We start from the raw sequence: 19,715 nt of genomic DNA on the forward strand, positions 1-19,715 counted from the left end.
CATTATGTCCCCCTCTTTCTGAGACCTATGATACAGCAGCCTGTTCTTGACCTTAACCTAGCAACTTACTCGGTGGTCCATTTTTCCGGGTCCACTATAAACCGATGAAGGATCATCTGGACCTATCATGTCAAGGGCTCGTCTCAAATCCGAGGGGAGAACAGCAATGGATGCCGCCCCCCCTCTAGATCGATAAAACATATTCTGTTTTGGCGAATATTACAGAGCTTCTAAAAATCTACCTAAAAAGCCTATCAGGTTATCCTGCTCGTCGTCGTTCAGCTTTAAAGCCAGTCTCTTTACCAGCTCACGCTGTTTTTGACTGTGCTGCTGGAAGTAATCCTCTCCCTTGGAGGAGAGAACGATTCTGTAGGAACGACGATCCATCTCGTTCCTACACCTCTCGACCAACCCCATTTCCTGTAATCTATCGACCATGACCGTGACCGTACCGGTCGTAAGTTCCATCTTTTCCGCGATATCCTTCATTCGCAGGTTTCGATTGCGACCGATAACACCGATGGTCCTCATCTGAGCAGGAGAAAGCCTTCCCAACTTGGCGACAGCTCCCTCCCATCCGCTAAATTTTTCACAAAATTCCACAAGCAGATCGGTCATATCCTCTATTTTTTCGTCCTTAACCTCTATCATTCTTTAACACACCCCGCCTTCAAATAACTCGGACTCGAGATTTTATACCACATCTAGACAACAAAATCAAATGGCTTGATAGTCATTTTAACGGTTTTAGCTATAACTAAAGACACTAGAGACTTAAAAAAGAGAGCTCCCTGAAGGAACTCTCTTTACCTCTACAGATTAGGGCTATTGATTACAAGATGGGCCACCCCATCTTCACTGTCTCGCTCGCTCAGGAGATAAGGCAATATTATGTGAGCCGTTCTTTCCGACTCGACCTGTCTTATTCTCTCGCCACAAAAGGTCTGAGGAGGTGTAATATCCACCGAGAAGCCCTCCTTGCTCATCTCGAGAGCCATTCTGCCTGCCACCATATTCAACATCTCCCCGATGGAACTGAGGGCGATGGCATCCTCCACATCGGGACGGATAATGCCGCCCGTCAAAGCTCCTACGTAACGACTAAAACCTGCCTGGTCCAGTATCACGGAGAGACCGCCTCTGCAGTCGCCCACTATCCCTATCATGGCGATTATAACGCCGTAAGGGATTGAATAGGAAAGCGAGGTCTCCCGCCTCAGGAAATGAACGTCTATGCCCATGGATTCGTTAAAGCGATAGAACCCTCTTTGAAAAGACTGCACCAAAGCCGTCAAAGTCTCTATCGGGAGTTTTCTAAACTCCCTTCCAGGATCAGCCATCATAATCCCCCTTCAAGATCCCTCCTACGACGATCAGGTCGGAATTTGGATCTTATCGGATCATCTCAAGAAAAAGCGGGCAAGTTTCCCAAGGACAGGAGATCTCATCTTCGACATCATCCACTCCTCCGCGACCATCTTGTTAATGGTCCCCACAGACGGGAAAGGATGTTGGGTCATCATTATGTGAGTCATCCTCCGTCTATCCTGAATAGCCATGGTCCACTCCTGAATAAGCTCACTCGCTCCTTCGCCTACAACGGTCGCTCCAAGAATTTTACCAGACTTTCCGACTATAATCTTCACGAACCCATCCGGATGACCGTCAGCTACGGTCCTGCCATACGAGCTGTACTTCTTCTCGCACACATCGTAGCTCAGTCCTCTTTTTAAGGCTTCTTTCTCGGTAAGCCCTACTTGAGCTATCTCCGGCTCCGTAAACACCGCCCAGGGAACTACATATCGATCTCTGCGAGTCCAAGGTAGGCTTAAAGGGGACAAGGCATCCATGAAAGCCAGCATACCCTGGTGCATAGCCGCATGGGACAAAAGATATTGCCCGTTACAGTCCCCTACGGCGTATATATTTTTAACGCTTGTCCTCATACGTTGATCCACGAAGATCCCCTTTTTATCGTAGGTTACGCCAACCTCGCCCAGCCTCAAATCGGATATGCTAGGGACCCTTCCAGCCGCCACAAGGAGTTTTTCGGACTCGAAGACCTCTCCTCCGGAATAGAGAAAAATCCTGCCTTCCTTCTTTTCTACTCTGTCTATCGAAGCGGAATTCCGTACAGTAATGCCCTCTTCCAACATAACCTTTTCTAACAAACGTCCTGCAGCTTCGTCCCCTGTCGGCACCAGATGGGGATCCATATGTACGATGGCCACCTTCGCTCCCAATCTGGCAAAAGCCTGCCCCATCTCGCTGCCTATAGCACCTCCGCCTATGATAGTCATCGATTCGGGTATCTCCTCGAGTTGAAAGAGGTTTTCGTTCGTCAACATCTCGGGGATATCTTTCAATCCAGGAATAGGAGGGATAGATGGACTTGTCCCTGTAGCTATGAATATCCGCTTCCCTCTGTAGGTACGGTCATTCACCCTGACGGCGCCTGGTCCATCCAGAACGGCCTCTCCTGATATAAGGGAAACCTTCTCGAACATCTTCATCGTCTTTTTGCTGTTTATAGAGTCTATCTTGCCCCTAACCACCGACATAGGAGAGATTTTCAGGATATCGGCGTCGATCTCGATTCCGTAGGAGGATAGCCTCTTAAGGCCATGAAAAGCCTCGGCTCCTTTCAACAACGCCTTGCTGGGGATACACCCGCAGTTAAGACACTCTCCGCCAATTTTACGTCTCTCCACCGAGAGGACGCTTAAGCCCATCGAGACCCCCATAGCGGATACCGCCATACCGGCCGGCCCCATCCCGATCACTATCAAGTCATAGTTTTTCATATCTACCCCTCCCTAAAGACACGAGTTTAGATATGTCTTATACTATACCACTTAAAAAGATCCCATAAAGAATAAAGCAATCAGAGCTACGACACAATAACCCACAAGAACGAGGACTCAAAACCACAAAAAAAGGCCCACTCCAAAGAGTGGACCCTAAAAGACAATGGTGGAGCTAAGGGGATTCGAACCCCTGACCTCTTGAATGCCATTCAAGCGCTCTCCCAACTGAGCTATAGCCCCGATCAACTTATGTCGACGCCCCGCGACGACAGGGAGAATTATATGTTAGGAGGACGATCCTGTCAACACCTTTTGCATCAGTCTATAGGGAGAATCCTCCCCCTCAGTCTACGCAGCTCTTCTTCCAAATAGGCCCCTTTAAGATCCTCTTTAACCCTGTCCTCTACCACGTCAAAAGGCAAGATTCGACTGCCCTGAAATTCCAATACCCTCGCCATCCACAGACCACCATCGGAGGACCGCACGGGAGGGACATCTCCCAGTTTTAGATCGACGAAAAAAAACTCCTTAAGGGCATCGGGGACGTCATTCAAGCTGAACCATCGTGGTTCTCCCATCTCGATATCGCAGTCGTCGAGATCTCCGGAGTACCTGACCTCGGCTAAAACCTTTTCTGGAGCTCTGTATCTTTCGCCGTTGGACGAATAGAATTCTCGAAGGGCCTCTTCGGAGAGATCCCAAGTCAGACTTATTCTGTCGACATAGGCTTTAGCCAAGGTGTTGATGCCATCCCAACGGATTTTCCTTACCACGTCCCGATTCAGCCCCAACCCCTTCAATCGGGAGGCCTCGGAGAGAAACAGGACGTCCTCCACATGGGAGACAAAGTTTTTCCTCTGTTTGGAATCCATCCCCATCCAGGCCAGAGCCGCTACGTCTAGGTCGCTGTCCATACGTCTGGATAAAAGATATACAAGGTCGTCCTCGGTCACCTTCTGGCTTCCGACCTTGGAGATGCAGGGTTCCGCCACTACAAGATCGGAAATCAAAAGGACGACCATGAAGGCCAAAAGGCCCCGTAGAAAATCCCTGAAGATCAAAAGGCACCCTCCTTACCGCCGGATCTGGAAATTTCAAAAAAGGAGGGCTCTCGCCCTTCCGCACAGGTAAAACAAGCCACACATAATAGGATCAAACTCCCTTGATCCTATCCGACCCCATTTTTATGCCCAACCCCATGAGATCTTTGTTCTGAAGGACATCCCACTTCATGTTCAAGACCAACAGGAACACCGCAGAGTAGCCGTCCACTTTCCAAGAGGATATATCTTCCTCGAATGCGGAGTAGACCGTCTTAAGTTGCTCCATGCCGGTGTCGTCCACCTCCATCGACGAGAGAAATTCTCTCACCTCGGATACAGAATCGATCTCGGCCGCCTTGAATATGCGACACAGATAGTCAAGGCTATCCTCCAAATAAGAACCGTCTGGCACAAACCCGGGGAAGCCCGTCTCTCTAGCCGCCTCGGACCACTGGGAGTAGAGCGCTCCGTCGGATTTCTCGAAAAGCTCTCTCAAATCTTCCTTGTCCAGGGGCTTTTTCTCCTCGGGAGGAGAATTATCGATTATGGGCTTGGCCCGATCGGGCGTCACAGGTATGGCCAATCCCCTAGCGGCTTCTCTCAGATAGTGAAAATCTTCGTCCGCTTCCTCTAGAAGGGCGCTTACCCTGGAAAGCTTTCTCTTTAGCTTGCCCTTGGTCACTACATCAGTGGCCCCCGCTATCTCGGGACTGATGGTAGCCCAAGCTTCCTGTAACATCGTACGTACCTGAAGATGAAGCTTTAGGTCTCTATAACGCTCCCACTCTCTCAACCTGCTTCGATCGGACTTCAAAGAAACGTCGTACACTATAGAGCGATAGCCAAATATATCGGGGTCCTCAAGATCCTTGCTGGTAGTGGATCTGGGAAGGTCTATCAGAAACTCCTCCTGTATCGTCTTCTCCACCGCTATAGCATCGCTGGGGAAATACAGGAGGACCCTCACCGTAGCCAAGTCGGGCATATCCTTAAACGGATCGGCGGGTAGTACCTTACCGCTTTCCGTAAGGTCACGGATAAAATCCTCCGGGGATTTAGCCCATCCCTCAAGAGCATATACCTTCACATGCTCCCTTTCGATTAGATCTTGGAGAAGGTTTTTCATTCTTCTCACAAATTCCTGGTACATGGAGTAGCGCTGGATGTACTGAAACCCCCACTCCTCGACCTTCTGAGTCTGCATTCTGCGACCACCACCTGTGCTTGATATCGATATGTCCCTAACGTAAAAAGATAAAACGCCTTAAAAAGTATAGATGAAAAAGGGAAAATTGGAAATGCCGTTTTTATATCTTCGTTGAAAAACTGTCCCTCAGCTCTTTCCAAAAAGCCACAGAAGGAGATAGCTCCTCAACTGTATCGAGCAATACCAATGCCTCGTTCCGTCGTCCGGAGACGAAAAGACCGTGGGCCTCCATGGCCATAGCGGAGGCTTTCAGAATACTTGAAGAGGCGTTCGGAGCGGTCTTGACAGTAAGAGCCATAAAATCTATGTACAGCTCTTTCCCGTCAGGGTTAAGCTCTATGGCTTTTTTCAGAGGATCGTACATGTCGAGACCGATTTTAGGCGCAATCAGACCGGGGATTGAGACTCCTTCTTCCTCGGTATAAAGCGTAGCGTTCTTCATCGTGCTGTCGCCGTCGTTCCAACCGATATCCCAGGTATTCTTCGATCTGTAGACCAAGACAGAAGGAGGATCGCCCTTCAAAGACACGTCGTGCCCTCTGGTCAATATATGCTGCACCATGGCCATGGCGTCATGATCTCTGCCGATGGAGGCACAGCTATAGGCTGCTTCCAGCAAAAGACGAGAGTTTTTATCGCCTAAAAGCAGCCCCTTCTCCAAGAAAAGCAAAGCTTCCCTGAAACGACCTGCCGTGTTATAGGCCTTTCCCAACCGAAAGAGAGAGGATACCGCGTTTCTATCGACGAGTCGTCTCAGCACATCCGAATCCTGAGCCCCTATACTGCGGGAGGAACTCAACAAGACCATAAAGTGACGCTCCTCAGGGCTAGGCCCTCGGGTCTCCGTCTCTTTTGTTTCCTCTCGGGTGATCTTCTTTACGTCTCTTCTCTCTTTCTTTTTCTCCGGTTTTTCAGATGAAACGAATTTCGGTTCCGAGGCGACCTCGTATCCAGCATCCTCCGTAGTCTTCACCGGTTGAGGTTCTTCCTCCCTATTCTCCCCGTTTTTGTCCTCGACTATCTCTACGGGGACCTCCACCGTAAAGGTCTCCGAGTCTTCGGAGATCTTATCCATGGACACGACGGAGGAGTCATCGCGGATAGTCGAAAGATCTCCCGACAGATCCTCGGAGAGAAGATCCTCTACCTCCGCCACCGGCAAAAGGAGGTCCAGCGCATCCGATCTGAGCGAGTTCACCACATCTCCGGACATCTCGGTCGGAGATTCATCGATCAATCGAAGGACATCCAACGGCTGAGACCTATCCAAAAGCAAACGGGCCAATTCGAGACGTATTTCGTTATCGCCAGGATCTAGCCTCAAGGTCTCCCTGTAGCTCTTCTCCGCTTGAGCGGATGAACCAAGATGAGATAAAATCGATCCTATTTTTCGATGAATATCAGGGCTTTCAGGGGATAACGCCAAGGCCCCATAGAAGGAATCCAGAGCCTCTGCATACCTTTCAGCAATCAAAAGGGCCTCTCCCTTGTTTAACAGAGACCGGATGGGGAGAGCTCTCTCCATCTCGACTTTTTCGTAAAGGTCTACGGCTTCTTCAAAATCTCCGGAAGAATACATTCGGTCCGCCTCTTCGAGTTTTCTCGTTGGATTTTCCATTGAGGTCCAAACTAAAAGGGCAACCCCTCCAGCAAGAGCCAAGGACGAAAGGAGAACATATCTCCGACGAAGAGAGATCTTTCTTCCCTTTTTGAGCGAATCGTAGCTCGAGCTGCCAGAAACCTTCTCCTCATCAGAGATGTCTTCGGAGCTTAATACAGGAGCCTCATCAAAGAGAATTCGGTCCTCCATACCCCTTATAGCCTCTTCGTCCATAGAGGAGAGAGGTTCCTTCTCTGAAGCGGCGGGGAACTGCGGTTCGTCGGACTCTTCTTCAGGATAGGAGTCCGATTCAGGCTCTTCATAGACGTCATCTATGGACGAAGGGCCAGGGATTTCTGCCGAGTCGGAGATTTCCGAACCCATGAGATCAAAGTTATCCTCGGGGAGTACCTCCTCGGTAGATCGTCCTGGGGTCTCGTCTTTTTTTATAAAATCGATGGGAGAGGAGAAGACGTCCTCCAACTGCTCGGGGATACCGTCGTCGACTTTATTGGAGAAGACTACAGGGAAACCCATAACATCGGGATCCAGTTTTTTACGTGGTTCTCGAATCCAGGTCTCCAGATTCTTCTCCATGTCTGCCGATACCTCCCACTCTTGGTGTTTATATTTACACTAAGAGTCATTGTAGCACAAGGAAGAGAGGATCTGTCCATATACACCGTATTTATGGTACCATTTTAATCGACTCTAACATAATCGAGCGAATCGGGGAGGTAAAATATTGAGACATCTCACCTCAAAGATAACGGTAGGATTTCTAATGGTGTTAGTTATATCCACTTCGGCGGCCGCCATAAACAGAGGGGAAGCCCTGTCCGAGATAATATCCGCACTCAGCCTTCCTCTTTGGAACGGAAAAAGTTTTTCCGACGTTCCTAAGGATCATCCAAGCTCACGCTATGTGGAATCGGCCTTCTCCATGGGAATACTTTTCCCCTCCGACAGGTTCTATCCGGACATAGAGATCAGCAAAGCAGAGGCCATAGCTTTTTCGTTCAGAGCGATGGGCTGGCAACACGAGGCTCAACTGGTCGCTTCACTTGGTCATATAACGGGAGAGCTGCCTCCCTATCTGGAACCATACGTAAACTTGGCAGGGGAAACAGAACCGAAGATGCCTTCCAACCTGCTCCGTTCCCCCTCCGAAACTTTGAAAGAGGATGACCTGAAAGAACTGACCGATTGGCTGAAAGATAGGATTGTCTCTGGACTAAGATGGGACATGACCCTGAACAGCCCGTGCTATACCCTATATCTACATAGAGAAGGGGTGGGCCGTCCACCTAAGGGGTGGGCCATCGCCCTGTCCGAAAGCGCCACGGAGGAAAAAGCTAAAGCGATGCTAAAAAAGCTGAATAAGCTTAATTTGCCGTCTTACATAGAGAGGACCGACTGTGCTTTTTCGGTCAGAATAGGTCCCTACAACAACTACGCTCAGGCATGGTTGTTGGCGAAAGGAGTCCCCAGGGAATTCGGAAAGACCTCCATCTTGCCGATCGGAGGAGGAGGAAGAACTCTTTTCTGGTGCATGATAAAGGCTCTTCCATCGAAGACCTATATAACTACAGCTCCTTCCATAGGAGCCAGAAAGCTTTCCCTAAGCGAGATAGGAGAGCATTCCAAGTCTACGGCAGCGGTAAACGCCGGTTTTTTCTGGAAAAACAGGCCGGTCGGAACGATTGTTATAGACGATGTACCTGTGTCACCGACGTATAAGGACAGATCCGCCATCGGCTGGGATCAGGATATGGTCTATTTCGGAGACGGATCCTATCGACTGTCGGCAGAATGTGAAAATAATGGCCTTCCGATATCGGCCATCAACCAACCGACGTCCGAGGGCAAAATAGGTTTTTACACCCCTCATTTCGGACAGTTCGCCACCTCGATCAAGGGAAACGGAACGGAGTTTCTATTGCAAGGGTCAAAGACGGTCAAGGTCAGAAAGTCAACTGGATCGAATCACTTCATGAAGCCGGAAGAAAACATCTTATATTTAAGGACATCCGGATTAGGTCCCCTCTCCGATGCGGCTGAGATCAAGCTTCAGACCATCTGGTCCGATGAAGCTATGGTCGGGACAAAACAGGTAATTCAAGCGGGACCTATGATCCTCGGTCTGGAAGGACCATTCTCCTCCGAATGGTTTTCCGATTCGATAATAAACAAACGCCACCCCAGAACCTTAGCGGGCTGGGATGGCGATAGGTTATGCTGGATCGTCATAGACGGTCGTTCGTCGTGGCATAGCGACGGTGCCACGCTGTCCGAGGCAGCCTTCATAGCCAGACAGGCAGGCCTCTTAAAAGCGATAAACATGGACGGTGGCGGATCAAGCCAGATGTGGTGGAAGGGGATCACAGTAAACCGACCTTCGGAGGGGAGAGAACGCCCCCTACCCTACGCTGTGACCTTTCGCTGATCTCCTTTTTTGGGAGGAACGCAACGCAACGATAGTTCCCCACGGGAGACTCCGACCCTAGAGGTATAACCGTCTATTAAACTCCCGTCCAGTATCATATCCGCAAGAGGATCTTCAAGCAGCCTCTGTATGGTCCTTCTGAGAGGTCGGGCTCCATACTGAGGCTCATACCCCTTTTCCAAGATTAGCTCCTTCGCCTTGGCAGAGACGGTAAGTCGAATACCCTTTTCAGAGAGTCTTTCCCTGACTTCCCTCAACATGACGTCCAGAATGCCGAGCATCTGATCTTTGCTAAGAGGGCTGAAGACCACCTGCTCGTCTATTCTGTTCAAGAACTCCGGCCGGAAAGCCCGTTTCACCTCTTCGTCTATACTCTTGGAGACGTTGGCCCAGTCCGAAAAGCCCTCTCGGCTACCGGTGGCAAAACCGAATCCCTGACGTTTGACGATATTTCTGGCACCTATATTGCTGGTCATTATTACCACGGTATTTCGAAAATCCACCTTTCTACCCTGACCGTCGGTAAGGCGACCTTCCTCTAGGATCTGAAGAAGCAAGTTGAAAACGTCCGGATTGGCCTTCTCTATCTCGTCGAAGAGTATAACTGAATAAGGCCTTCTTCTTATTGCCTCGGTAAGCTTGCCGCCGCTTTCGTGTCCGACGTATCCAGGAGGCGCTCCTATAAGCTTAGAGACCTCGTGACGCTCCATAAACTCGCTCATATCCAAGGTCACAAGAGCTTCTTCGGAACCAAAAAGGAAATCGGCCAAAGAACGAGCCATTTCGGTCTTGCCTACCCCTGTAGGTCCCAAAAAGAGAAAGCTTCCGATGGGACGCCGCGGATCTTTAAGTCCGCTACGAGCTCTTCTGATAGCCTTGGAGACCGCGGAGACCGCCAAGTCCTGTCCGACAAGACGACGGTGAATATCATCCTCCATACGGGAAAGTCTTTTAGATTCCTCCTCTGTGAGCTGGCTCACAGGGACGCCGGTCCACTCGGAGACGACCTGAGCCACGTTCTCATCTGTAAGCACAGGAACTTCCTTGCTCTGTCGAGAGACCCATTCGCGACGTCTCCTCTCCAGCTCGTCGGAAAGTCGATTTTCGTCGTCTCTAAGCTTAGCGGCCTTCTCGAAAGCCTGAGAATTCACCGCCGATTCTTTTTCCTTCCTTATTCGTTCGAGCTCCCTGTCCATTTTTCTCAGGGGCTCCGGAAGTTCCATCGTGTCCAACCTGGCACGAGCTGCAGCCTCGTCGATGAGGTCGATTCCCTTATCCGGAAGAAATCGATCGGTTATATATCTAGAGGACAGTTTTACCGCCGCATCCAGGGCCTGATCGGTTATGGTCACCCTGTGATGTGACTCGTATCTATCTCTCAATCCCTTCAATATAAGGAAGGTGTCTTCCAGATTGGGCTCATGCACCTTGACAGGCTGAAAACGTCTCTCCAGTGCCGCATCCTTCTCTATATGACGACGATATTCCTCCAGAGTAGTGGCTCCTACGACCTGAAATTCCCCTCTAGCTAAGCTGGGCTTCAGGATGTTAGCCGCATCGATGGCACCTTCCGCCCCTCCCGCCCCTACTATGGTGTGGATCTCGTCGATAAAGAGGATGACGTCCCGACACTCCTTCAACTCGGCGACCAGCTTTCTCATTCTCTCCTCGAACTCGCCTCTGTATTTTGTCCCGGCTACGAGATTGCCCATATTCAGCTGAACAACTCTCTTTTCCTTAAGATTCTCCGGGATATCTCCCGATAGGACCTTCTGGGCCAACCCCTCCACTATAGCGGTCTTTCCGACCCCGGGATCTCCGATCAACACAGGGTTATTCTTGGTCCTTCGAGAAAGGACCTGGATGACCCTGCGAATCTCCTTGCTCCTGCCTATGACGGGGTCCAGTTCGTTTTTCTCCGCCATTTCGGTGAGATCTATCCCCAACTGATCCAGAATCGGCGTTCTATTCCGGTCCTTTCTTTCCTGTTTGTTCGAGGATTTGCCATCGCCCTCTCCTCCTGAGAGAAACCGAAGAACCTGTTTCTTGCCCTCAGCCGGTTCCAGTCCCATATTTCTAAGGACCTGTACCGCCATGCCCTCTCCCTCGGAAAAAATACCGAGCAAAATATGCTCGGTGCCGACGTAGTTGACCCCCATGTTCCTGGCTTCCCTTATGGAGAGATCCAGAACTCTCTTGGCTCTGGGACTCAAAGGAAGGTCCATCGGTTTTTTTATAGGATCTCCAAGCGGAACGCTGGCCTCAACCGCCACCAACAACTCGTCTGACGGCAACCCCAAAGAGGAAAGGATCTGTGCGGCAACCCCGCCGTTCTCCAGAGCCAATCCCATGAGTATATGCTCCGTTCCGATCATATCGTGCCCCAATCGAAGGGCCTCTCTATGGGCCAGCTGTATGACTTTCTTACTTCTCTCTGTAAAAAACTGCCACATACTACCCTCCATCACGAAAGAACCAGGCTGCGAAGCATTCTCTTGAGAAGCTCGGCCTGGAGAACGTTTCTCTTATAGGGAGATACATCGAAGACCGATTCTCCCATATCGTCCACATGACGCAATGCTACCTCTATCAATAGCCTCTCCCTCAGATCAAGAAGGCCCCTGGATTGAAGGGAAACCAACAATCTCTTAGCTTCCTGTTCGGTAATGCTGTCTCCTACCAGGTCGTCCAGATGACGGAGTCTGGCCTCCGGAGTCTCGTAGCATATCCGTAGAATCCTTATGTAGCCGTGCCCGCCCCTCTGGCTTTCTACGAGATATCCCCGCTCGGGGGTGAACCTGCTCCTCAAGACGTAGTTTATCTGACTGGGGACGCACCCGAACCTCTCGGCAAGCTCTTTTCTACGAAGAGACACAACGTCCTCGTCGTTTCCCTCGAGAAGCTCTATTATGTGACTCTCTATGACCTCGGTGAGGCTCCGCACCATAACTCCCCCTGTCCATATACTATATTATCGACATTTTATCCGCTTGGTCAAAAATAGTCAATAGGTCAGAGCTTCGCTGATCTTATTTAGATCGGGCCCTTGACTCTCGACCGGATAGAAGCCTTTTTATGTTGGATCTGTGTCTCCATGTAGATAAAACGGCTAAGCCAAAGGCCGACAAAGCAAAAGGAGCAGGAACTCCACAAAGGAGAAGAATAAACGCCAAGCCGAATAACGAAAGGATCGAGGCAAGTGAGACGTATCCTCCGATCTTCAAGATAGCCAGCCAGAGAAGTCCGCCGAGAGGAACGGCTATCATCGACCCTGGAGGAGCTACGAAGAAAAGGGTTCCGTAGGTGGTAGAGACACCCTTTCCCCCCTTAAAATCCAGCCATATGGGATAGTTATGGCCCATGACGGCAGCGAAAGCCGCCATAGCCACAGTGAGCTCGGATGCTCCCAAAAGCCTGATCAGGAATACCGCGACTCCTCCTTTGAGCATGTCCACTATAGCCACTAAAAAAGCCCATTTTTTCCCCATGAGCCTTCCCAGATTGGTAGCCCCTACGTTACCGGAACCGTAGGTCCTTATGTCTATGCCCCTGAAACGCAGTGCGACCAGATAAGCGGTAGGGAAAGACCCCGCCAGGTATCCCAGTACCAACCAGGCGGAAGAGACTAATAAACGCCACATCAGACATTATCCTTTCTCGCCCTGAAGGCGTATGCGTCGGCTATTTTAACGCCTTCGGAGGTCACGAAGGCCGAATCTATATCCAAAAGCTGAAGGTCCGGCTCGGCACAGGACAATCTGGATACCTTCACGACCTCACCGGCAAGAGATTTAAAATCCAGGGTTTCCGTTCCCCTCAAGCCGGAAAAAAGAGGATACCCTCTGAGGCTTTCGACCATCTCCAGAGCCGAGGAAAATTCCAGAGGAGCGAGTCTGAGGGCCAGGTCCTTAGTTACGTCGTAGAGGACCCCTCCCAAACCTACGGCTATGACTGGACCAAAGACGGGATCTCTCTTCATCCCTATCATACATTCGATGCCCTCCTCCACCATCTCCTGTACCAGCACCCCGTCTATGACCGCCCCCGGACATGAGCGCCCTGTCCTCTCCAGTATACGGCCGTAGGCGTTCTGCAATTCCTCCTCCGTCCTGAGACTCAGGGCTATGCCTCTGGCGGCCTTCTTGCTGAACACATCCGTGGAAACTACCTTAAGGACCACAGGATAGCCGATCTCGTTACCGGCCGTCAGGGTCTCGTCCAAAGAACGGCAGAAACGCTGTTTGACCAGGGAGAGGCCGTAATGACCGATAAATTCGGTGGCGTCGTGTTCGTTGAGATCCTTCGGATACAGATCCAGAACGGAGGCACCGGAGGGAGAACATTCCAACTTGGACGAAACCGGAGTCTGTATCATACCCAAAAGGGAGACCAGAGCATCCGCACATCTTCTAGGGCTATCGAAAAGGGGTATCCCGCTCCTACGAAGCCTCTCCAAAGCGTGGTTGCCGTGCGCATCGTCTATCAACCAACAACACAGTATGGGCTTCGAATCAGGGCGAACCGTGCCTATCAAGGCATCAGCCACCAACTCGGCCCCTCCGGCGGACATGATCGGCACATCCACTATGACTGCATCGACCTCATTCGCACTTTGAAGTATACAGAGCGCATCGGACAAAACGGAAAATGGATTTTCAATTGAATGAGGGACGACTACAGGGTTTTGGGATATGCTTCCTAAGGGAAGCACGTTCGACAGCTCTTCTTTGGTCTCATCGGATAAATCCACCACGTTAAGCCCTAGGGAAACGCACTTATCCGCCTGGATAACCCCGATACCACCGGAAAGGGAGAGAATCGCCACGTTGCTACCCGATGCCCTTCCGCCTTCCCCTATAATTCTCGACATATCTATCAGCTCTTCAAGATCGTCCAACAGGACCAATCCGAACTGCTTCGCCACGGCTCTCCATATACCGTCATCGGTAGACGAACCTAAGCCATATCTGTCCAAGACCCTATCCCTGACACATTCCGACGTTCCGCCTCTCATTACCGCTACAGATATCCCCCTTGCTCTGGCTTCCTGAGCCAAACAGAGGAAATCCCGCCCATCAGGCATGCCCTCGATATAAAATATAATCAGCCTTACCTCGCGGTCCTCCACGATCCAACGTCCGATATCTATCATGTCCAGATCCATGGAGACCCCTGTGGTCACCATGTAACGGAAACGAACCCCTGAATCGATCCCCATGGCCAAAGCGGAAAAACCCAACGCTCCGCTCTGAGAGATCAAGGCAACATGCCCCTCCTCTCCCTGACTGAGATCCAGAGCACTGGAACAACTTATCGGTATGGAATCCACGAAATTGACGAACCCCTGAGACTCGGGACCGATAAATCTGGTACCTCTGGAGAGGACCCTCTCCAGAATGGATTTATGATCCCGGCCCGAACCTTCCAGGCGGGACAACAGCACAACGTAGGGAACCCCTACACGGGAACAGAGATCCAAGGCCTTCAAAGAGAAAGCCGAAGAGGAAAGGATCATAGCCAGATCGGGGACAAAAGACAGGTCCTCCATTGACGTAGAGTTCTCTTCCGAGATGGCTACGACTTCGCCGGAGAAACCCCAACCGTGAAGAAGAGCCCTCAACCGCGAGATCACTCCGCCACCTAGAGAATCCTCGATTATCAGAATGCTCTTGGGGCGAAAAAGGCGTTCCATGGATCGATACGAAAAGGACTTGTCTTCATATGACATCGGGAAAACCTCTCTTATCAAATTTATTTACAACCCCATCCATGATAAAACCGATAAAAATGCGAGTATACCACGAGGATTGAAAAAGGGACCGGTTAAAACCGGTCCCTTTTTCAATCCTCAAATTACCGCCAATCGACGTCGCTTTCTTCCTGCCCTACCTCGGTGTTGACCTCGAATCCGAACAGCTTAAGTCTTTCTCGAACCAGAACCTTACGTTTCAGAAACCTCTTACCCCGGAAGGCCTCATACCGTGAGTTTTCCGCCGAACGTGCTTGCGCCTTTGTCTCAGCTACGCTCAATCGATTCACCTCACTGAAAAATGATATGGTTCGGTTACGTATCTGTTTCGATTATACACTTAAAAGAATCGAAGGCAAACTTTTCTCTGTATTCAATTCTACAGCAGCAAAAAACGACCTCTCTTTATCGGTAAAATCTGTCTCTTCTGACCCATAAGGATCTCCCTTGACTTATTTGTGAATGTGATTACAATACCTATCAAGCTATGCGATAGTTATTGTTTTACCTAATAATATTTTTCAAGGAGGTTCTACAAAATGGCCACCAAAAAAATCCAAGAAGACACAAAGACGACCGAAAAACCCGTCAGAGATGTACCGAGAGAGATCGATGAGCTGGTATCCAGGACCAAAGCGGCCCAGGAAAAATACGCCACATACTGTCAGGAAAAGGTCGACGAGATCTTCTTCCAGGTGGCCATGGCGGCCAACCAAGCCAGAATTCCCCTAGCCAAAGCGGCCTCGGATGAAACCGGCATGGGCATAGTGGAAGACAAGGTTATAAAGAATCATTTCGCCTCCGAATTCATATACAACAAGTACCGTAATCACAAGACCTGCGGCATCGTCGAAAAGGACGAAACCAACGGTTTCTTCAGAGTAGCTGAACCTCTGGGGGTCCTGGCCGGAATAATCCCGACGACAAATCCGACTTCCACCGCCATATTCAAGGCGTTGCTGGCGTTGAAAACCAGAAACGGGATCGTATTTTCCCCTCACCCCAGAGCCAAGAAATGTACCGTCATGACGGCAAAATTGATACACGATGCCGCCGTCAAGGCAGGAGCTCCGGAAGGCATTGTTGCCTGCATAGAGGAACCTTCCGTCGAAGGGTCCCAGTACCTCATGTCCCATAGATCCATAAGCATGACCCTCGCTACCGGCGGTCCCGGTATGGTTAAGGCCGCCTACTCGTCTGGCAGGCCTGCCATAGGGGTAGGCTCGGGGAACACCCCCGCTGTGATAGACGAGACCGCCGACATAAAAATGGCGGTAAACTCCATACTCCTGAGTAAGACCTTCGACAACGGACTGATATGTGCCTCGGAGCAATCGGTGATCGTGTGTGAAACCGTATACGATAAGGTGTACAGAGAGTTCACCGAGAGAGGTGCCATAATACTTAACGACGACCAGAGGGAAAAGCTGAGAAGGACTATAATCCAGGACGGAAAGCTGAACGTGGAGATAGTCGGCCAACCGGCCCACAAGATAGCCGAGCTCTCTGGTTTCAAGGTTCCCGAGACCACCAAGGTCCTGATAGGAGAGGCGGAAAAGATAGGCTCCGACGAACCCCTCAGCTACGAGAAGCTATCCCCTGTCCTGGGACTCTACAGGGCCAAGGACTTCTCCGATGCCGTGGAGAAGGCCTCCAAACTGGTGGTCTTCGCCGGGATGGGGCACACCTCGGTTCTCTACACCCAGCCCAGCAACAGGGACAGGATAAAGACCTACAGCGAAAAGATGTCCACCGGCAGGGTCCTGATAAATATGCCCAGTTCCCAAGGAGCAATTGGAGACGTCTACAACTTCCGTCTCGAGCCCTCCTTGACTCTGGGGTGCGGTTCCTGGGGAGGCAACAGCGTCAGCGAAAACGTCGGAATCCGTCATCTTATCAACCTGAAGACCGTTGCGGAAAGAAGAGAGAATATGCTGTGGTTTCGCGTCCCCTCCCAGGTCTATTTCAAGCCCGGATGCCTTTCCGAGTCGTTGAACGAGCTGGAGGGCCGTAAAAAGGCGTTTCTCGTGACGGACCGCCCGTTGTATGACCTGGGCTACTCGGACAAGGTGACCAAACATCTGGAGGCCATGGGCATGGAGATCGAGATCTTCGCAGACGTCAAACCCGATCCCGACATCTCCACCATCCAGAAGGGATTGGAGAGGCTGAAGGATTTCAACCCCGACGTGGTGTTGGCCCTCGGCGGAGGATCTCCCATAGACGCGGCCAAGATCATGTGGCTGCTCTACGAGCATCCGGAGGTCCGTTTCGACAGACTGTCCATGCGCTTCATGGACATAAGAAAAAGAGTCTGCAAGTTCCCTAAAATGGGGAAGAAGGCCATAATGGTCGCAATCCCCACGACTTCCGGTACCGGCTCGGAGGTAACTCCCTTCGCTGTCATAACCGACGATAAGGAAGGGGTTAAATACCCCATAGCGGACTACGAACTCACTCCTGACATGGCCATAGTGGACCCGGACCTGGTGCTGTCCATGCCCAGAGGAGTGGCTGCGGCATCGGGGATAGACGCGGTTACCCATGCCCTGGAGGCACTGGTGGCCACCACCGCCACCGACTACACCAACGGCATAGCCATGGAGGCCCTGAAACTCCTTTTCACCTATCTACCGGCGTCCTACAGGGACGGAGCTTCCAATCCCGAGGCCAGGGAAAAAGTGCACTACGCTGCGACGATGGCCGGAATGGCCTTCGCCAACGCTTTCTTGGGACTGTGCCACTCGATGTCCCATAAACTGGGCTCGGCATTCCACGTGGCTCACGGGGTTGCCAACGGAATACTAATAACAGAGGTCATCAGGTACAACATGACCTCTGCACCGAGAAAACAGGCGGCGTTCCCCCAGTACAAGTACCCCGAGGCCAAGGAGAGGTACGCAAAGGTGGCCGATTACCTGGGGCTGCCTGGCAAGAGCTACGACGACAGGATAGAGGCGCTCATCTCAGCCATAGAGAAGCTACGAAAGGACCTCGACCTCCCCTCGACCATCGAGGAGGCAGGGGTCAACGAAGCGGATTTCATGGCCAAAGTGGACGAACTGAGCGAGCTGGCCTTCGACGACCAGTGCACCGGCAACAACCCCAGATATCCCTTGATATCGGAGATAAGAGAGCTTTACCTGAAGGGATTCAAGAAAAGATAGAACGCAAAGAGGAGGAGGGGAAATCCCCTCCTCCTCTTTCTTTTTATAGCTCTCTATCGGTTGCCGTGATCGTGGGCAAGCTGATTCTGGTTCCTCTCGGGAAGCAGTGGACGCCCTTTTTTGCCCAGGTAATCGTTGAGAGCCTTTGTTATGGCTTCCTCGGCCAGCACGGAACAATGCATCTTGACCGGAGGCAAGCCGTCCAACGCCTGAGCCACTGCTTTGTTGGTGAGCTCGGCGGCCTCCCGGACGGACTTGCCCTTTATCATCTCGGTAGCCATGCTGGAGGAAGCTATGGCGGAGGCACATCCAAAGGTCTTAAATCTGACGTCGATTATGACGTCATCCTCTATCCTGAGATATATCTTCATTATGTCGCCACACTTGGCGTTGCCTACCTCTCCAACCCCGTCGGGATTCTCAATCTCCCCGACGTTTCTCGGATTTCTGAAATGATCCATCACGATCTCGCTGTATAGCATCACAGGACCTCCCGTCGGGCCATGTAGTCGTCCCAAAGAGGAGACATCGCTCTTCTCCTCTCCACGATGGAGGGCAAAACCTCCAGGACTCGAGACACGTCGTCGTCGGAGCTGGACCGCCCCAGAGTCAACCTGACAGAACCGTGGGCCATCTCGTGAGACAGCCCTATGGCCATTAGGACGTGAGACGGATCGAGAGAGGCGGACGCGCAGGCGCTTCCGGTAGAGGCGGCTATCCCGGCATCGTCCAGGTCCAACAGAAGGGTCTCTCCCTCAATTCCGACGAAGCTGAAGTTGGCGTTGTTGGGCAAACGCCTGTTTCCCACGGGACCGTTGAGCCTGGCATGAGGTATGATGGACATGACTCCATCGATGAGACGATCACGAAGTTTGCAGATCTCTAGGGAATCGAACTCCATTTCCTCCGAGGCCAAGGAGGCGGCCTTTCCCATACCGACTATAGATGCTACGTTCTCCGTACCTGCCCGTCTAGATCTCTCCTGACCTCCACCGTGTATGAGATTCTCCAATCTTATCCCCTTTTTCACGTAAAGGGCCCCGACACCTTTGGGGCCGTAGAATTTATGGGCCGCCATGGAAAGCATATCTATCCCCATAGACTTCACGTCTATAGGCACGTGAGCCGCGGCCTGAACCGCATCGGTATGAAACAGTACACCTCTGTCCCTACAGACCTCTACGATCGCCTCTATGTCCTGAATGGTGCCTATTTCGTTGTTGGCGAACGCGACCGAGACCAACAGGGTGTCGTCTCTTATGGCCTCCTTCAACTTATCGATGGAGACGAATCCCTCCGAATCTACGGGAAGGTAAGTGACCCGAAAACCCATCCTCTCCAGAAATTCCATGGAATGGAGCACCGCATGGTGTTCGGTCTCGGTAGTTATCAGGTGTCGTTTATCTTTGCCGGCCCGAGAGAAAGCCAACCCCTTAAGGGCCCAGTTATCCGCCTCCGAACCGCCGCCGGTGAAGAAAATCTCCTCAGACGACGCTCCTATAAGGTCGGCCACCGCTTCTCTGGCTTCCTCTATAGCTCGTCTGTTACCATCGGAGTAGCTGTAAAGCGACGAAGGGTTTTCAAAGGAAATCGAGTGGTAGGGTATCATGGCCAACACGACCTCCGGTCTGACGAAGGTAGTGGCGGCATAATCCATATATACCTTGCCGTTCATGGCATCGCCTCCTGAAGATAG

At 51.3% G+C, this 19,715-nt stretch carries 15 protein-coding genes and 1 tRNA gene; 2 read left to right on the top strand and 14 right to left on the bottom strand.

What is annotated here, in order from left to right; all coding sequences use genetic code 11:
* Window positions 1-219: 219 nt before the first annotated feature.
* The 7 genes from L2W58_RS04845 to L2W58_RS04875 form a co-directional block, all read right to left on the bottom strand.
* Window positions 220-651: a MarR family winged helix-turn-helix transcriptional regulator gene (locus L2W58_RS04845; RefSeq protein ID WP_236101999.1), complete on the bottom strand. Its 432-nt coding sequence runs from the start codon at window positions 649-651 to the stop codon at window positions 220-222.
* A 161-nt stretch (window positions 652-812) separates the two neighbouring features.
* Window positions 813-1,340: a chemotaxis protein CheX gene (locus L2W58_RS04850; protein ID WP_236102001.1), complete on the bottom strand. Its 528-nt coding sequence runs from the start codon at window positions 1,338-1,340 to the stop codon at window positions 813-815.
* Between the two features lie 60 nt (window positions 1,341-1,400).
* Entirely contained in the window at window positions 1,401-2,804 is a 1,404-nt protein-coding gene (locus L2W58_RS04855; protein WP_236102003.1) for a dihydrolipoyl dehydrogenase family protein, read from the bottom strand.
* A 167-nt stretch (window positions 2,805-2,971) separates the two neighbouring features.
* A tRNA-Ala gene (locus L2W58_RS04860) sits at window positions 2,972-3,047 on the bottom strand.
* A 77-nt stretch (window positions 3,048-3,124) separates the two neighbouring features.
* The gene (locus L2W58_RS04865) at window positions 3,125-3,868 is read right to left on the bottom strand and encodes a peptidylprolyl isomerase (RefSeq protein WP_236102005.1); all 744 of its coding nucleotides are present in this window, start codon (window positions 3,866-3,868) and stop codon (window positions 3,125-3,127) included.
* Between the two features lie 91 nt (window positions 3,869-3,959).
* A complete protein-coding gene (locus L2W58_RS04870; RefSeq protein WP_236102007.1) occupies window positions 3,960-5,054 on the bottom strand; it encodes a RelA/SpoT domain-containing protein in 1,095 nt (364 codons plus the stop codon).
* Between the two features lie 103 nt (window positions 5,055-5,157).
* Entirely contained in the window at window positions 5,158-7,254 is a 2,097-nt protein-coding gene (locus L2W58_RS04875; RefSeq protein ID WP_236102009.1) for a tetratricopeptide repeat protein, read from the bottom strand.
* Window positions 7,255-7,402: 148 nt separating this feature from the next.
* Between L2W58_RS04875 and L2W58_RS04880 the strand changes: the two genes are divergently transcribed.
* Complete coding sequence (locus L2W58_RS04880; RefSeq protein ID WP_236102011.1) at window positions 7,403-9,103, top strand: phosphodiester glycosidase family protein; 1,701 nt, start codon at window positions 7,403-7,405, stop codon at window positions 9,101-9,103.
* On the opposite strand, the gene L2W58_RS04885 is transcribed toward L2W58_RS04880, so the two are convergent.
* The 5 genes from L2W58_RS04885 to L2W58_RS04905 all read right to left on the bottom strand — a co-directional run bounded on the left by L2W58_RS04885 (window position 9,082) and on the right by L2W58_RS04905 (window position 15,133).
* Window positions 9,082-11,556, bottom strand: coding sequence for an ATP-dependent Clp protease ATP-binding subunit (locus tag L2W58_RS04885; RefSeq protein ID WP_236102013.1), 2,475 nt, complete (start codon window positions 11,554-11,556; stop codon window positions 9,082-9,084). The genes L2W58_RS04880 and L2W58_RS04885 overlap by 22 nt on opposite strands.
* A gap of 11 nt (window positions 11,557-11,567) precedes the next feature.
* Entirely contained in the window at window positions 11,568-12,047 is a 480-nt protein-coding gene (locus L2W58_RS04890) for a CtsR family transcriptional regulator (protein ID WP_236102015.1), read from the bottom strand.
* A gap of 85 nt (window positions 12,048-12,132) precedes the next feature.
* On the bottom strand, window positions 12,133-12,744 hold the full coding sequence (gene plsY / locus L2W58_RS04895; RefSeq protein ID WP_338033068.1) for a glycerol-3-phosphate 1-O-acyltransferase PlsY: 612 nt from the start codon (window positions 12,742-12,744) through the stop codon (window positions 12,133-12,135).
* Window positions 12,744-14,795 carry an acetate--CoA ligase family protein gene (locus L2W58_RS04900; RefSeq protein WP_236102017.1) on the bottom strand — a complete coding sequence of 684 codons (2,052 nt, stop codon included), beginning with the start codon at window positions 14,793-14,795 and terminating at the stop codon, window positions 12,744-12,746. Before L2W58_RS04900 ends, plsY begins: the two co-directional genes overlap by 1 nt.
* Before the next feature lie 161 nt (window positions 14,796-14,956).
* Window positions 14,957-15,133 (bottom strand): hypothetical protein, encoded by a 177-nt coding sequence (locus tag L2W58_RS04905; RefSeq protein WP_236102018.1) that lies wholly within the window; start codon window positions 15,131-15,133, stop codon window positions 14,957-14,959.
* 258 nt (window positions 15,134-15,391) lie between these two features.
* On the opposite strand from L2W58_RS04905, the gene adhE reads away from it, so the two are divergent.
* Window positions 15,392-18,019 carry a bifunctional acetaldehyde-CoA/alcohol dehydrogenase gene (gene adhE / locus L2W58_RS04910; protein ID WP_236102019.1) on the top strand — a complete coding sequence of 876 codons (2,628 nt, stop codon included), beginning with the start codon at window positions 15,392-15,394 and terminating at the stop codon, window positions 18,017-18,019.
* Between the two features lie 53 nt (window positions 18,020-18,072).
* Here the strand turns inward: adhE and nifU are convergent, their stop codons facing one another.
* On the bottom strand, window positions 18,073-18,501 hold the full coding sequence (nifU, locus tag L2W58_RS04915) for a Fe-S cluster assembly scaffold protein NifU (protein ID WP_236097777.1): 429 nt from the start codon (window positions 18,499-18,501) through the stop codon (window positions 18,073-18,075).
* Window positions 18,501-19,694: a cysteine desulfurase NifS gene (gene nifS / locus L2W58_RS04920; protein WP_236102021.1), complete on the bottom strand. Its 1,194-nt coding sequence runs from the start codon at window positions 19,692-19,694 to the stop codon at window positions 18,501-18,503. Before nifS ends, nifU begins: the two co-directional genes overlap by 1 nt.
* Window positions 19,695-19,715: the final 21 nt, after the last annotated feature.

The sequence above is a fragment of the Dethiosulfovibrio faecalis genome (assembly GCF_021568795.1).
Classification (GTDB): Bacteria; Synergistota; Synergistia; order Synergistales; family Dethiosulfovibrionaceae; genus Dethiosulfovibrio; species Dethiosulfovibrio faecalis.

Excerpts from the sequence above, each read along its gene's own strand:
- L2W58_RS04845 (WP_236101999.1), bottom strand. The coding sequence starts at position 651 with ATGATAGAGGTTAAGGACGAAAAAATAGAGGATATGACCGATCTGCTT.
- L2W58_RS04850 (WP_236102001.1), bottom strand. The coding sequence starts at position 1,340 with ATGGCTGATCCTGGAAGGGAGTTTAGAAAACTCCCGATAGAGACTTTG.
- L2W58_RS04855 (WP_236102003.1), bottom strand. The coding sequence starts at position 2,804 with ATGAAAAACTATGACTTGATAGTGATCGGGATGGGGCCGGCCGGTATG.
- L2W58_RS04870 (WP_236102007.1), bottom strand. The coding sequence starts at position 5,054 with ATGCAGACTCAGAAGGTCGAGGAGTGGGGGTTTCAGTACATCCAGCGC.
- L2W58_RS04875 (WP_236102009.1), bottom strand. The coding sequence starts at position 7,254 with ATGGAGAAGAATCTGGAGACCTGGATTCGAGAACCACGTAAAAAACTG.
- L2W58_RS04885 (WP_236102013.1), bottom strand. The coding sequence starts at position 11,556 with ATGTGGCAGTTTTTTACAGAGAGAAGTAAGAAAGTCATACAGCTGGCC.
- plsY (WP_338033068.1), bottom strand. The coding sequence starts at position 12,744 with ATGTGGCGTTTATTAGTCTCTTCCGCCTGGTTGGTACTGGGATACCTG.
- L2W58_RS04900 (WP_236102017.1), bottom strand. The coding sequence starts at position 14,795 with ATGGAACGCCTTTTTCGCCCCAAGAGCATTCTGATAATCGAGGATTCT.
- adhE (WP_236102019.1), top strand. The coding sequence starts at position 15,392 with ATGGCCACCAAAAAAATCCAAGAAGACACAAAGACGACCGAAAAACCC.
- nifU (WP_236097777.1), bottom strand. The coding sequence starts at position 18,501 with ATGCTATACAGCGAGATCGTGATGGATCATTTCAGAAATCCGAGAAAC.
- nifS (WP_236102021.1), bottom strand. The coding sequence starts at position 19,694 with ATGAACGGCAAGGTATATATGGATTATGCCGCCACTACCTTCGTCAGA.